The organism is Streptomyces sp. NPDC059740, from assembly GCF_042733155.1.
Classification (GTDB): Bacteria; Actinomycetota; Actinomycetes; order Streptomycetales; family Streptomycetaceae; genus Streptomyces.
In genome coordinates, this window is sequence record NZ_JBHWGP010000045.1 from 30,311 (window position 1) to 46,171 (window position 15,861).

Genomic DNA, 15,861 nt, shown 5'->3' on the forward strand with positions numbered 1-15,861 from the left:
GCTAGCAGTCCGGTTTTCACCCATCAATTGGCGAACGCCGCAGTTGGACACCGCCCCTGACGCCGGGCCGGCGCGCTCCACCGGCCTCCGGTTCGCGTTCCCCGACCACTCGCACGCGGTGCGGTTCACGGCGGCGGGTGGAGTTGTCGGCCGCAGCTGTCCAACCGCCGCCGGGCGGCATTTGAACGAGGTGGCGGAAAGATCGCCGACTCGTAGTACCCTCCGGGCCGAAGTAGTGGGAGATCCGCTGCCACGCAGTATTCAGACCAGTCCACGGGTGTTGACGGCGAAAATTCCGATGATCTTGGAATGGTAGGGAAATGGCGGACGAAGAGAAGCTTCGCGACTATCTCAAGATGGTGACCGCCAGCCTGCGCACCACCCGCAAGCAGCTGCGGGAGGTCTCCGAGCGCAGGTACGAACCCGTGGCCGTCGTCGGCATCGGATGCCGCTACCCCGGAGGCGTCACCGGCCCCGAGGAACTGTGGCAGCTGGTGGCCGGCGGCGTGGACGCCGTCTCCGCCTTCCCCGGCGACCGCGGTTGGGACGCCGAACACCTCGACGACCCGGACCTCCCCGGCCCCGCCACCCGCCAGGGCGGGTTCCTCCACGACGCAGCCGACTTCGACGCCGACTTCTTCGGGATCTCGCCGCGTGAGGCACTGGCGATGGACCCGCAGCAGCGTCTGCTGCTGGAGACCGCCTGGGAAGCCCTGGAGCGGGCCGGCATCGACCCGGCCTCGCTGCGCGGCTCACGCACCGGCGTCTTCGCCGGTCTCTACTCCTCGTCCGCCGGCTACGCCACCGGCGAGCGCATGGACTTCGCGGACGCCACCGGTCACCTGCTCACCGGCACCGCCAACAGCGTGCTGTCCGGACGGATCTCCTTCACACTCGGCCTCGAAGGCCCCTCGATCTCGGTCGACACCGCCTGCTCCTCCTCCCTGGTGGCACTGCACCTGGCCGCACAGGCGCTGCGGGCCGAGGAGTGCACGCTGGCCCTGGCCGGTGGTGTCACGGTGATGTCCACCCCGGTGCTCTTCCGGGAGTTCGCCCGGCAGCAGGGCCTGGCCGCGGACGGCCGGTGCAAGCCGTTCTCCGACCAGGCCGACGGCACCGGCTGGGGCGAGGGCGCCGGCATGCTGGTGCTGGAACGTCTCTCCGACGCCCGGCGCAACGGCCACCGGGTCATGGCGGTGATCAGCGGCAGCGCGGTCAACCAGGACGGCGCCTCCAACGGACTGACCGCCCCCAACGGCCCCTCGCAACGCCGCGTCATCCAAGCCGCACTCGCCGCTGCCCGCCTCACCGCCGCCGACGTGGACGCGGTCGAGGCGCACGGCACCGGGACGACCCTCGGCGACCCGATCGAGGCACAGGCGTTGCTTGCCACCTACGGCCAGGACCGGCCCGAGGGCCGGCCGCTGTGGCTCGGATCGGTCAAGTCCAACATCGGGCACACCCAGGCAGCCGCCGGCGTGGCGGGCGTCATCAAGATGGTGATGGCGCTCCAGCACGGCATGCTGCCACCGACGCTGCACGCCGAGCAGCCGTCGGAACGTGTGGACTGGGCAGCAGGGCAGGTGCGGTTGCTGCGCGAGCCGGTGCCGTGGACCGCGGGCGAGCGCCCGCGACGGGCCGCCGTCTCCGCCTTCGGCATCAGCGGCACCAACGTGCACATGGTCGTGGCCGAGCCCCCCGCCACCGAGGCGGACCCGGAGCAGCCGGACGCGGCACTGGGAACCCCGGCCGCGCCGGTGCTGACAGATGCGACGGCGTGGCTGCTCTCCGCGCGCTCCTCGGCCGCGCTCACCTCCCAGGCGGGCAGGCTGCGCGCCCACCTGCTGGCCCGGCCGGAGCTGGAGCCCGCCGACGTGGCCTGGACTCTGGCCACCACACGGTCGACCTTCGAGCACCGGGCGCTCCTGCTCGGCCCCAGCCCCCTCCAGGCCCTGACCGCCCTGGCCGAAGGGGCGACGGACCCGGCGGTCGTCACAGGCGAGGCCCTGCCCGAAGGCCCGGGCCGGACGGTGTTCGTCTTCCCGGGTCAGGGGAGTCAGTGGGTCGGTATGGGCCGGGAGCTGGCCCAGTCTTCGCCGGTCTTTGCGGCGCGGTTGGCGGAGTGTGGTCGCGCCCTTTCGCCGTACGTGGAATGGGAGTTGGACGACGTCCTGGCCGGGCTGCATGGCTTCGAGGCTGCGGATGTGGTGCAGCCGGCGTTGTGGGCGGTGATGGTGTCGTTGGCTGCGGTGTGGCAGGCCGCGGGGGTTGGTCCCGATGCGGTGGTCGGTCACTCGCAGGGTGAGATCGCTGCTGCGACCGTGGCCGGCATCCTGTCGCTGGAGGACGGGGCGCAGGTGGTGGCGCTCCGCAGTCGGACGCTTCGGGCGCTGGCGGGGCGTGGCGGGATGATGGCGGTGGCGGAAGACGCGGCCACCGTGCGGGAGCGGATCGCCGGTTTCGGGGAGCGGTTGGCGGTTGCGGCGGTCAACGGCCCGCGGGCCACCGTGGTTTCCGGTGAGCCGGAGGCGCTGCGGGAGTTGGCCGCTTCCTGCCCGGAGTCGGTGCGCACCCGGATGGTCCCGGTGGACTACGCCTCGCATAGCGCGCACGTGGACGAACTGCGTGCGGAGATCCTGACCGCCCTGGACGGCATCGCGCCCCGCGAGGGTCAGGTGCCGATGGTCTCGGCGATGAGTGGCGAGACGCTCACCGGTCCGGAGCTGGACGCGGCCTACTGGTATGCCTCGTTGCGCGAGACGGTCGAGTTCGAGCGGGCGGTCCGCACTCTCGCCGACCGGGGGCACGGAACCTACGTCGAGGTCTCGCCGCACCCCGTGCTCACCATGGCCGTCTCGGACAGCCTGGTGGAACAGGCCCCGGTGGTGGTGAGCACGCTGCGGCGTGACGACGGCGGGGCCGACCGGCTCCTCACCTCCCTGGCCGAGGCCCACACCCAAGGTGTGACGGTGGACTGGGCCGCCGTGCTGGGGCGCGGCAGCACCGTCGACCTCCCCACCTACGCCTTCCAACGCCGCCGCTACTGGCCCCGGCGGGCCGAGCCTGTGGCCACCGCACCCGCCTCCCCGGACGAGACGTGGCGCTACCGCACGGCCTGGCAGCCCCTCCCCGCCGCGCCCCCCGCCTCGCTGAGCGGCACCTGGCTCGTCATGACCGCGGCGACCGACCCGGACGACTGCGTGCGAGCCCTCACCGCGCACGGCGCCCGGACCGTCGTGCTGCGCACCGACACCGTCGACCGCTCCGCCCTCGCCGAGTTGGTCTCGGCCGCCTGCACCGACGGCGCCCCGGCAGGCGTCCTCTCACTGCTCGCACTCGACGGCGGGCAGCTGCCCGGGGCTCCCGCCGTCCCCCGAGGCGTCGCCGCGACGATGGCCCTGGTGCAGGCCCTGGGTGACGCCGGTGTCGGCGCGCCGCTGTGGGCCGCCACCCGGGGGGCGGTGTCCACCGGCCCCGGCGAACCGCCGGCCGACCCCGTACAGGCTCAGGTCTGGGGACTGGGCCGGGTGGCCGGCCTGGAACACCCGGACCGCTGGGGCGGCCTCGTCGACCTGCCCGAGAGGCTCGACGAACGAGCCGCCACCCACCTGGTCTCGGCGCTCGCCGACGGCCGGGAGGACCAGGTCGCCGTCCGCGGCGCCGGGCTGCTGGGCCGCCGTCTGGAACGCGCACCGCGTCGTCCCACCGCCACGCCCGAACCGACCCGCTGGGCGCCCCGCGGCACCGTGCTCGTCACCGGCGGCACCGGCTCCATCGGCCTGCACCTCAGTCCCTGGCTGGCCGGGCGCGGGGCGCCGCGCCTGGTGCTGCCCACCCGCTCCGGTCCGACACCCGCACTCGCCTCCCACGTCGCCCAGCTTGCCGGCGCCGGAACCGCCGTCGACCTCGTCACCTGCGACATCGCCGAACGCAGCGAAGTAGCCGCGCTGTTGGAGCGCATCGACGCCACCGGCCCGGCGCTGAGCACGATCGTGCATGCCGCCAACGTCTTCCACCTCACCCGCATCGAGGACACCGACCTCGACGGCCTGGCCACCGCCCTCGCCGCCAAGGCCGTGGGCGCCGACATCCTCGACGAACTCGCCGGCGGGGTCGACGACTTCGTGCTGTTCTCGTCGATAGCCGCGGCCTGGGGCAGCAACGAGCACGGCGTCTACGCCGCCGCCAACGCACACCTCGACGCCCTGGCCGAACAGCGCCGCGCCCGCGGCCGCTCCGCGCTCTCCCTGGGCTGGGGCATCTGGAACACCCGCGACTGGGACGCGGTCGACGCCGCCGCGTCGCACGCCCCCGGCACCGTCACCCCCTCCTCCCTGCGCGCCCAGGGCACACGTTTCCTGCAGGCCGGTCCCGCCCTCGACGCCCTGGGCCGCATCCTCGACGAGGGCGCCGCCGTCGGCGCGTACCTCGCCGTGGCCGACATGGACTGGTCACGCTTCGCGCCGGTGTTCACCGCGGCCCGCTCCCGCTCCCTGCTGGAGCGCATCCCCGAGGCACACCAGGCGCTCGACGCCGGCGAGCCCGGCCCCGCTCCCCGTAGCGGCGCGGCCGGTGACCTGGCCCGCAGCCTCGCCGCCGCCACCCCCGCGGAGCGCGAACGCCTCGCAGCCCAACTGGTCCGCGACCACGCCGCCGCAGCTCTCGGGCACCGTGCCGCCGAGGACGTACCCGCCGGCCGCGCCTTCCGCGACCTCGGCTTCGACTCCCTGACCGCAGTGGACCTCAGCAAGCGGCTGTCCGCCGCCACCGGCCTGAGACTGCGCTCCTCCATCGTCTTCGACCACCCGACACCGGCGGCCCTCGGCGCCCACCTGGCCGCCGAACTGCTCGGCACCGCGACCACCGCCGCCGCTCCCGGCCCGGCCCCCGCGGCCGACCCGGAGGAGCCGATCGCCGTCGTCGGCATCGGCTGCCGCTTCCCCGGCGGCGTGGCCACGCCCGACCAGTACTGGGACCTGCTCGCGTCCGGTGCCGACGTGATCGCGGACTTCCCCACCGAGCGCGGCTGGGACCCCGACCTGTACGACCCCGACCCCGACAGCCCGGGCAAGTCCCTGACCCACTCCGGCGGGTTCCTCCACGACGCGGCCGACTTCGACGCGGAGTTCTTCGGCATCAACCCGCGCGAGGCGGTCGCCGTCGACCCCCAACAGCGCTTGCTGCTGGAGACCGGCTGGGAGGCGCTGGAGCGGGCCGGCATCGACCCGGCATCGCTGCGCGGCTCCGCCACCGGCGTGTTCGCCGGCGCCGCACTCACCGGCTACGGCGCCGGCCTGCCCGAAGGCGACGGCGCCTCCGAGGGCTACCTCGTGACCGGCCACGCCAGCAGCATCATCTCCGGGCGCGTCTCCTACACCCTCGGCCTGGAAGGGCCCTCCCTGACCATCGACACCGCCTGCTCCTCCTCGCTGGTGGCCCTGCACCTGGCCTGCCAGGCGCTCCGCTCCGGCGAGTGCGGGCTGGCCCTGGTGGGCGGGGTGATGGTGATGGCGACCCCGTCCCAGTTCGTGGGCTTCTCCCGGCAGCGGGGACTGTCGCCGGACGGCCGGTGCCGGGCGTTCGGCGCCGCGGCGGACGGCATGGGCCTGGCCGAGGGCGCCGGGACCGTCGTGGTCGAACGGCTCTCGGACGCCCTGCGCAACGGTCACCCGGTACTGGCGGTCGTGCGTGGGACGGCCGTCAACCAGGACGGTGCCTCCAACGGCCTGACCGCTCCCAACGGCCTCTCCCAGCAGCGGGTCATCCGGGCCGCGCTGGCCGCCGCCGGGCTGGGCGCCGCCGAGGTGGACGCGGTCGAGGCGCACGGCACCGGAACCACCCTCGGCGACCCCGTGGAGGCCCACGCCCTGCTCGCCACCTACGGGCAGGACCGGCCCGCGGACCGGCCACTGTGGCTGGGTTCGGCGAAGTCCAACATCGGGCACACCCAGACCGCCGCCGGCCTCGCCGGCCTGATCAAGATGGTGCTGGCGATGCGGCACGGCACGCTGCCGCGCACCCTGTACGCCGAGGAGCCGTCCCCGCACATCGACTGGGACAGCGGTCAGGTGCGGCTGCTGACCCGCGAACGACCCTGGACGACCGAGGCCGGCGTTCCCCGCCGGGCAGGCGTCTCGGCGTTCGGGATGAGCGGGACCAACGTGCACGTCATCCTCGAACAGCACTCGGCAGGACAGCACTCGGAGGCGGAACCGCCCGTCGTGGACGCGACGCCGGTGCTGTCGGCGGACGTGGCGGTGACGGCGTGGCCGCTGTCCGCCCGGGGCCCTGAGGCGCTGGCCGGCCAGGCGGGCCGGCTGCGCGAGCACGTCCTCGCCGAGGACGCGCCCGAGGTGGCCGACGTGGCCTGGTCCCTGGCCACCACCCGCAGCAGCTTCGAGCACCGGGCCGTGGTGGTCGGCACCGACCGCGCGGAGCTGACCGGGGGCCTGACCGCCGTGATGACCGGCCGGCCCGCTCCCGGCACCGTCACCGGCACCGCCCGAGACGGTCGTACCGTCTTCGTCTTTCCTGGTCAGGGGAGTCAGTGGGTGGGGATGGGGCGGCGGTTGCTGGGGGAGTCGCCGGTGTTTGCGGGGCGGTTTGCGGAGTGTGTGGCGGCGTTGGAGCCGTGGGTGGGGTTCGATGTGCGGGCGGTGTTGGTGGGGGAGTCGGTGGGTGTGGGGTGGGGTTCGGCGGATGTGGTGCAGCCGGTGTTGTGGGCGGTGATGGTGTCGTTGGCTGCGGTGTGGGAGGCGGCGGGGGTTACTCCGGATGCGGTGGTGGGTCATTCGCAGGGGGAGATTGCGGCGGCGACGGTGGCGGGGATTTTGTCGTTGGAGGATGGGGCTGCGGTGGTGGCGTTGCGGTCGCGGGCGTTGGTGGGGTTGGGGGTTGAGGGTGGTTTGTTGTCGGTGGTGATGCCGGTGGGTGAGGTGCGGGGGTTGTTGGGGGCGTGGGGGGAGCGGTTGTCGGTGGCGGCGGTGAATGGTCCGGTGTCGACGGTGGTGTCGGGGGAGCCGGGGGCGTTGGTGGAGTTCGAGCGGGTGTTGCGGGCGCGGCGGGTGATGCGGTGGCGGGTTCCGGCGACGGATTTTGTGGCGCATTCGGTGTTGTGTGAGCCGTTGGCGGTGTCGTTGCCGGGTGAGTTGGGGCATGTGCGGCCGCGGGTGGGGAGGGTGCCGTTCTTCTCGACGGTGGTGGGGGACTGGGTGGGGGGTGAGCGGTTGGGGGCGCGGTACTGGTATGCGAACGTGCGGGAGACGGTGCGGTTCGCGGAGGCGGTGGAGGCTCTGGCGCGCTCGGGGTACCGCAGCTTCGTCGAGGTCTCCGCCCACCCCGTCCTCACCGCAGCCGTCGTGGAGACCACGGAGGGCGCCGGCCTGCCCGCACCGCTGGCCATCGGCACCCTGGAACGCGAACAGGGCGACGCCCGACGCCTGTTGACCGCCCTGGCCGAGGCGTACACGGCCGGACTGCCGGTGGACTGGAGCGCCGTGCTGCCCCCCGCCACCCGGACCGAACTGCCCACCTACGCCTTCCAACGCACCCGCTACTGGCTCGAACCGGCCGCAGCCCCCGCCCCCACGACCCCGGACGCCACCGCCGAACGAGCCGGGTACACCGAAACAGCCGTGCACGACTGGCGGTTCGTCATCGACTGGGCCCGAGGAGCCGAACCGGCCCCCACCGCACTCGACGGCCGCTGGCTGGTGCTCACCCCCGCCGGCACGGCCCCGCACCCGTGCGTCGGGGCCCTTGCCGACCACGGAGCCCGGACGCTCGTCCTCGACGTCGACCCGGCCCACCCCGACCGCGCAGCCCTTGCCGCCCGCATCAGCGCGGCCGTCGGACAGGATGCCCTCACCGGAGTGCTCTCCCTGCTGGCCCTCGACACCAGCCCCCTGCCCGGCCACCCGGCCGTCGCATCCGGCATCGCCGCCACCCTCACCGCCGTCCAGGCCCTCGGCGACGCCCGCACCGACGCCCCGCTGTGGGTGCTCACCCGCGGGGCCGTCGCCACCGGCCCCGACGAACCGCCCGCCGACCCGGCCCAGGCCCAGACCTGGGCCCTGGGTCGCACCGCCGCGGCAGAGCACCCCGACCGATGGGGCGGGCTGATCGACCTGCCCGCACACTTCGACGCACGGGCCGCCACCCGGCTGACCGCCGTCCTCGCCGCCCGCGACGAGAACGAGGTCGCCCTCCGCCCCGCCGGAATCCGGCTGCGCCGCCTGGCCCACGCCCCGAAACCCCCCGCCGGCAGGGGCCGTTTCGCCACCCACGGCACCGCCCTGATCACCGGCGGCACCGGCCACATCGGCGGTCACACCGCCCGTTGGCTGACCGGCCGCGGCGCCCGCAGGGTGGTCCTCACCAGCCGCTCCGGCCCCGCCGCCGACGGCGCCGCCCGCCTCGCCGCCGAACTTGCCGGAAGCGGAGCCCCCGTCGAGGTGGTCACCTGCGACACCGCGCGGAAGCCGTCCCTGGCCGGACTCCTGGACCGCATCGCCGCCACCGGACCCCAGTTGTCAGCCGTGGTACACGCCGCCGGGGCCCTCGACGACGGCGTCCTGGACCGGCTCGACCCCGCCCGCCTGACGAACACCCTGGCCGGCAAGGCGTCCGGTGCCACCGCCCTGGACGAGCTGACCGCGGACCTGGACCTGGACGCCTTCGTCCTGTGCTCCTCCATCTCCGCCACCTTCGGCAGCGGTGGCCAGGGCAACTACGCCGCCGCCAACGCCTACCTCGACGCCCTGGCGGAACAGCGCCGGGCCCGCGGCCGGGCCGCCACCTCGCTGGCCTGGGGCCCCTGGGCCGGCGGCGGTGTCGGACAAGCCAGCGAAGGGGCCCGTCAGCGGTTGGCCCGCAACAAGTGGGAGGTCCTGATGGAGCCCCACGACGCCGTGCGCGCCATGGCGCAGGCCATCGAGGACACCCGGCACCCCGTGCTCTCCCTGATGGCCGTGGACTTCGCCGCGATGGCCACCGCCCGGGGACCCGAGCAGCTGCGCCGGGCTCCGCTGATGCGGGACCTGCCGGAGATCCGGGCCGCGGCACAGGCCCTGGCCGCCGCCACCGAGGCCGCAGCCCAGGACCGCGCACCGAGCCTCGCACACCGCCTGGCCGATCTCACCCGCACCGACCAGGAACGCCTCCTGGAAGAGCTGATCCGCAACGAGGCCGCCACCGTCATGGGGTACGCCACCGCCGACGTGATCGCACCCGGGCGGGCGTTCAGCGAGATCGGCCTGGACTCCCTGACGTCGGTGGAGCTGCGCAACCGGCTCGCCGGCGCCACCGGCCTGAGGCTCCCCGCCACCCTGCTCTTCGACCACCCCGACCCGGGCGCCCTCGCCACCCACCTGCGCCAGGAACTGGTCGGGGCCGACAGCGCCCCGGCCGGAACCCGGCCGGCCACCCCGGGCCGATCCGTACCGGACGAGCCGCTGGCCGTCGTTGCCATGGGCTGCCGCCTCCCCGGCGGCGTCCGCGGACCCGAGGAGCTGTGGCGACTGCTCGCGGCCGGCGCAGACGCCGTCTCCGGCCTGCCCACCGACCGCGGCTGGGACCTGGCCGACCTCTACGACCCCGACCCCGACCACCCCGGCACCCTGTACGTCCGCGGTGGCGGCTTCCTCCACGAGGCCCCCGACTTCGACGCCGCCTTCTTCGGCATCAGCCCGCGCGAGGCGCTGGCCATGGACCCCCAGCAGCGACTCCTGCTGGAGACCGTCTGGGAGGCACTGGAACAGGGCGGCATCGACCCCACCGCACTGCGGGGCACCCGCACCGGCGTGTTCGTCGGCGGCTTCGGCTCGGGCTACGACCGGCTGGAGGCCGGAGCCGACACCGGCAACGGCCTGGAGAGCCAGCTGATGATCGGCACCGCCACCAGCGTCCTCTCCGGACGGGTGTCCTACCTCCTGGGCCTGGAAGGCCCCGCCCTGACCGTGGACACCGCCTGCTCCTCCTCACTGGTCGCCCTGCACACGGCCTGCGAGGCGCTGCGCGCCGCAGAGTGCGAACTGGCACTGGTCGGCGGCGTCACCGTGATGCCCACCCCGCGCGACCTGATCGGCTTCTCCCGGCAGCGCGGCCTGGCGGCCGACGGCCGGTGCAAGGCCTTCGGGGCCGGCGCCGACGGCATGGGCATGGCCGAAGGCGTGGGAGTCCTGGCCGTTGAGCGGCTCTCCGATGCCCGCCGCAACGGCCACCAGGTGCTGGCACTGGTCCGCGGCAGCGCGGTCAACCAGGACGGCGCCTCCAACGGGCTCACCGCCCCCAACGGCCCCTCTCAGCAACGCGTCATCCGCGCCGCGCTGGCCGCCGCCGGCCTCTGCGCCGCCGACGTGGACGTCGTCGAGGCGCACGGTACGGGCACCGAACTGGGCGACCCGATCGAGGCGCAGGCCCTGCTGGCCACCTACGGCCAGGACCGGCCCGCGGACCGGCCCCTGTGGCTGGGCTCGGTGAAGTCCAACATCGGCCACACCCAGGCCGCCGCGGGCGTGGCGGGCGTGATCAAGATGGTACTGGCGATGCAGCACGGTCTGCTGCCCCGCACCCTGCACGCCGGCCGGCCCTCCCCGCACGTCGACTGGTCGGCCGGCGAGGTACGGCTGCTGCAGCATCCCGTGGACTGGCCGAAGGGCGACCGACCGCGCCGCGCCGGTGTCTCCGGGTTCGGCGTCAGCGGCACCAACGCGCACGTCGTCCTGGAAGAGGCACCCCCCGAGGAGCCCGCGGCCGGGCACACGCAACCGCACGAGCTGCTCGCCCCGGGGGCCCTCGACGCCGACACGGTGGCCTGGCCGGTCTCCGGCCGCTCCGCCGACGGTCTCGCGGCCCAGGCGGGCCGCCTGCGCGAGCACGTGCTGGCCCGGCCGGAGCTGGAGCCCGCGGACGTGGCTTGGTCGCTGGCCACCACCCGCGCGACGTTCGAACACCGGGCCGTCGTGGTCGGCGCCAACCGCGAGGAACTGGCAGCGGGACTCGCCGCCGTCGCGACCGGGCAACCCACCGACACCGCGGTCACTGGCTTCGTCCCCACCGGCGGGAGTGGCCGGACGGTGTTCGTCTTCCCTGGGCAGGGGAGCCAGTGGGTCGGCATGGGCCGGGAGCTGGCCGAGGTGTCGCCGGTGTTCGCGGCGCGGTTGGCCGAGTGTGCCCGGGCCCTTGCGCCGCACGTGGACTGGGAGTTGGACGAGGTCCTGGCCGGGCTGCATGGCTTTGAGGCTGCGGATGTGGTGCAGCCGGCGTTGTGGGCGGTGATGGTGTCGTTGGCGGCGGTGTGGCAGGCCGCGGGGGTTGGTCCCGATGCGGTGGTGGGTCACTCGCAGGGTGAGATCGCTGCTGCGACGGTGGCCGGGATTCTGTCGCTGGAGGACGGGGCGCGGGTGGTGGCGCTGCGCAGTCGGACGCTTCGGGCGCTGGCGGGGCGTGGCGGGATGATGGCGGTGGCGCAGGACGCGGTCACCGTGCGGGAGTGGATCGCCTCGTTCGGGGACCGGCTGTCGGTTGCGGCGGTCAACGGCCCGCGGGCCACCGTGGTTTCCGGTGAGCCGGAGGCGCTGCGGGAGTTGGCCGCCTCCTGCTCGGAGTCGGTGCGCACCCGGGTGGTCCCGGTGGACTACGCCTCCCACAGCGCGCACGTGGAGGAGTTGCGTGCGGAGATCCTGACCGCCCTGGACGGCATCGCGCCCCGCGAGGGTCAGGTGCCGATGGTCTCCGCGATGAACGGGGAGACGCTCACCGGTCCCGAACTGGACCCGGCCTACTGGTACGCAAGCCTCCGGCAGGCCGTCGAGTTCGAACGCGCCGTACGCATCCTGGGCGAGACCGGACACCGGACGTTCCTGGAGGTCTCACCGCACCCGGTGCTGGTCGGACCCGTCGGGGACACCCTGGCCGAACACGCACCGATCGTGTCCGGGACGCTGCGCCGCGACGACGGCGGCGCCGACCGCCTGCTGGCCTCCCTGGCGGCGGCCCACACCGCCGGAGTCGCCGTCGACTGGACCGCGGTACTGCGCCGGGCCGCCACCGTGCCGCTGCCCACCTACGCCTTCCAGCGCCGCCGCTACTGGCCCGACACGGTCGTCCGGGCCACCACGGGCACGCACGGGACCGAGAGCGAGACCGCGTTCTGGACCGCCGTGGAGAGCGGCGACGCACGCTCCCTGGCCACCCTGCTCGACCTCGACGAGGTCGAGGACACCACCGTGGGCGGCCTGTTGCCCGCCCTGTCGACGTTCCGCCGCCGCGAGCGCGACGGTTCGGCCCTCGCCCACCTGCGCTACCGGGTCAGCTGGTCCCGTGTCCCCGACCCGGCCACCCCCAAGGCCCCCACCGGCACCTGGCTGCTCGTCGGCGCGTCCACCGACCCGGAGACCGCCCACCTGGTCACGCGCGCCCTGACCGACCGGGGCGCCGAAGTCCTCGTCGCGGACGGCCACGACCCCGCCGGTCTGACCCGGCACACCGCCCTCGCCGGTGTCGTCTCGCTGCTTGCCCTCGACGAGTCCCCGTACCACCCCGACACCGGGCACCCCGCCCTCAGCCGCGGACTGGCCACCACGCTGGAGCTCGTCCAGGCCCTGGGCACCACCGGCACCGACGCACCGCTGTGGGTCCTCACCCGCGGTGCCGTCGCCACCGGTCCTGACGAGGCGGGCAGCCCCCACCAGGCCCAGGTCTGGGGCCTCGGTCTGGTGGCCGGCCTGGAGCACCCCGACCGCTGGGGCGGCCTGGTCGACCTGCCGGCCGTCTGGGACGGAGGCACCGCGCCCAGGCTCGCCGCCCTGCTGGCCGGCCTCGGCGAGGACCAGGTGGCACTGCGCCCGCAGGGCGTCCTGGCCCGCCGTCTGGTGCGGGCCGGCCGCCCCCGGCCCCCAGCCGGCGGCTGGCAACCCCGCGGCACCGTCCTGGTCACCGGCGGCACCGGCGCCATCGGCTCCGAAGTCGGACGCTGGCTGGCCGCCCTCGGCGCCGACCGCGTCGTGCTCGCCGCCGGCCGTCCGCTCACCGAAGGCACCGAGGCGCTCGCCGCGCTCGCCGCCGACGTGGCCGCCACCGGCACCGCCGTGGACATCGCGGCCTGCGACAGCGTCCGGCGCAGCGAACTCGACGGCCTGCTGCGCCGTACGGCGGCCCACGGCCCCGCACTGACCGGCGTCGTGCACACCGCCGGGGCCGGTCAGTCCACCCCTCTGGCCGACACCACCACCGAGGAACTGGCCGAGGTCGCCGGCGCCCGCGCCGCCGGCGCACAGTGGCTCGACGAGCTCACAGCCGGCCTCGACCTCGACGCCTTCGTGCTGTTCTCCTCCGTCGCCACCACCTGGGGCAGCGCCCTCGTCCCCGGCTACGCCGCAGGCAACGCCTTCGTGGACGCGCTCGCCGAACAGCGCCGCGCCCGCGGACAGGTGGTCACCTCCGTGGCCTGGGGACCATGGGAGGACGGCGCCACCGGCCGGTCGGTGCGGCACGGGCTGCGCGAGCTGGACCCGCAGGTGGCCCTCCGCGCCCTCGGGCAGGCCGTGGACAGCGGCGACACCCTGGTCACCGTCGCCGACGTCGACTGGAGCGCCTTCGCCCCGGCCTTCACCCTGCACCGCCCCAGTCCGCTGCTGGCCGAACTGCCGGAGGCCGTCGCCGACCCGGGGCCGGGAGCGGACGGCGAGGCCGAGGGAGGCGGCACCGACCTGACCCGCCGGCTGGCCGAACTCCCGCCGACCCGACGGGAGGACGCGCTGGTCGACCTGGTCCGCGCCGAGGCGGCCCGGGTGCTCGACCACACCGGCTCCGAAGACATCGACCCCGAACGCGCCTTCCGCGACCTCGGCTTCGACTCCCTGACCGCGATCGAGCTGCGCAACCGGCTGGCCGCCGCCACCGGAGCGAAGCTGCCCTCCACCGTGGTCTTCGAGCACCCGACGGCACACGCCCTCGCCGCTCACCTGCTGCGGCACCTCGCGGGCCCTGCGGACGAGGCGGACGAGGGCACCGGCCCGGCACCCGTCCTGGCCGAACTGGACCGGCTTGAGTCGCTGCTGACCGGCCTGACGGAGCAGACGGACGGCGAAGAGCCCACGGACGACGAGGCCGCCGCACGCATCACCGCCCGGCTGGACGCCCTGACGGCGACCTGGAAGCGCCTCCGGGCACGGGCGACGGACGGGCCCGACGTCGCCGAGCAGCTCGCGGCGGCGGACGACGACGAGGTCTTCGACTTCATCGGCAAGGAATTCGGCATCCAATGACCCCTGCAACGAGGTGGAACTAGTGAGCGAGGACAGGCTCCGGTACTTCCTGAAGCAGGTCACTGCGAACCTGCACGAGACCCGGGAGCGCCTGCGGGAGCTGGAGACGGCGAACTGCGAACCCGTCGCCGTCGTCGGCATGGGCTGCCGCTACCCAGGCGGGGTGCGCAGCCCGCAGGAGCTGTGGAACCTGGTCGCGTCGGGGACGGACGCAGTGGGCGGTTTCCCCTCCGACCGCGGCTGGGACCCGGCCGAGGCCCACGCCACCGGGTACGAGCGGCAGGGCGGGTTCGTGCACGACGCCGCCGGGTTCGACGCGGGGTTCTTCGGGATCTCGCCGCGTGAGGCGCTGGCGATGGACCCGCAGCAGCGGGTGCTGCTGGAGGTGTGCTGGGAGACGCTGGAACGGGCCGGCATCGACCCGGCCACGCTGCGCGGCTCCCGCACCGGCGTCTACGTCGGGGCCACCGCCTCCGGCTACGACTGGATCTCCCGCGGGACGGGCAGCGGCGAGGGCCACCTGATCTCCGGCAGCGCCATCAGCGTCCTCTCCGGCCGGCTCGCCTACACCCTCGGGCTGAACGGACCGGCGTTGACGGTGGACACCGCGTGCTCGTCGGCGCTGGTCTCCGTCCACCTCGCCACCAGGTCACTACGGGCCGGTGAGTGCACGCTCGCGGTGGCGGGCGGCGTGATGGTGATGGCCACACCCCTGATGTTCGCCGACTTCGCCAAGCAGCAGGGGCTCGCCTCCGACGGGCGCTGCAAGGCGTTCTCCGCGCGGGCCGACGGCACCGGGTGGGCGGAGGGCGCCGGCCTGGTGCTGCTGGAGCGCCTCTCGGACGCCGAGCGCAACGGCCACCAGGTGCTCGCCGTCATCCGCGGCAGCGCGATGAACCAGGACGGTGCCTCCAACGGCCTGACGGCGCCGAGCGGCCCCGCGCAGCGCCGGGTGATCCGCGAGGCCCTGGCCGACGCGCGGTTGTCGGCCTCCGATGTGGACGTGGTGGAGGCGCACGGTACGGGCACCGAGCTGGGTGACCCGATCGAGGCGCAGGCGCTCCTGGCCACCTACGGCCAGGAGCGGGCCGGAAACCGGCCGTTGTGGCTGGGCTCGGTGAAGTCCAACATCGGCCACACGCAGACCGCCGCCGGAGCGGCCGGTGTGATCAAGATGGTGATGGCGCTGCAGCACGGACTGCTGCCGAAGACCCTGCACGCCGAGGAGCCGACCCCGCATGTGGACTGGTCGGCGGGTGAGGTCCGCCTGCTCCAGGAGCCCGTCGACTGGCCGGCGGACACGGCCCGCCCGCGGCGGGCCGGTGTCTCCGCCTTCGGCGCGAGCGGGACCAACGTCCACGTCGTCCTGGAGGAGGCCCCCACCCCGCAGGACGCCCCGGCCGACGCCGACCGGACACCCGCCCAGGCGGCCGTGGAGGAGGCCGGGCAGGCAGCCGATGAGCCGGCGACCGTGCAACGCCCGGACTCGTCCGCGCCCTTGGGTGATGTTCCGGTGTGGGTGTTGTCGGCGCGTTCGGGTGGGGGGTTGGGGGAGTTTGCGGGTCGGTTGCGGGAGGAGGTGTTGGGTCGTCCG

Annotated in this window: 2 protein-coding genes; both read left to right on the forward strand. The window is 74.5% G+C overall.

The features are described 5' to 3' along the window. Positions 1-320: 320 nt before the first annotated feature. Complete coding sequence (locus ACFV3R_RS30900; protein WP_385590037.1) at positions 321-14,267, forward strand: type I polyketide synthase; 13,947 nt, start codon at positions 321-323, stop codon at positions 14,265-14,267. Between the two features lie 22 nt (positions 14,268-14,289). Further along, positions 14,290-15,861: type I polyketide synthase (locus tag ACFV3R_RS30905; protein ID WP_385590039.1), on the forward strand; the 1,572-nt coding region annotated here is incomplete at its 3' end.

Bases quoted from the DNA above. Each gene is read 5' to 3' on its own strand.
- ACFV3R_RS30900 (WP_385590037.1), top strand. From the start codon at position 321: ATGGCGGACGAAGAGAAGCTTCGCGACTATCTCAAGATGGTGACCGCC.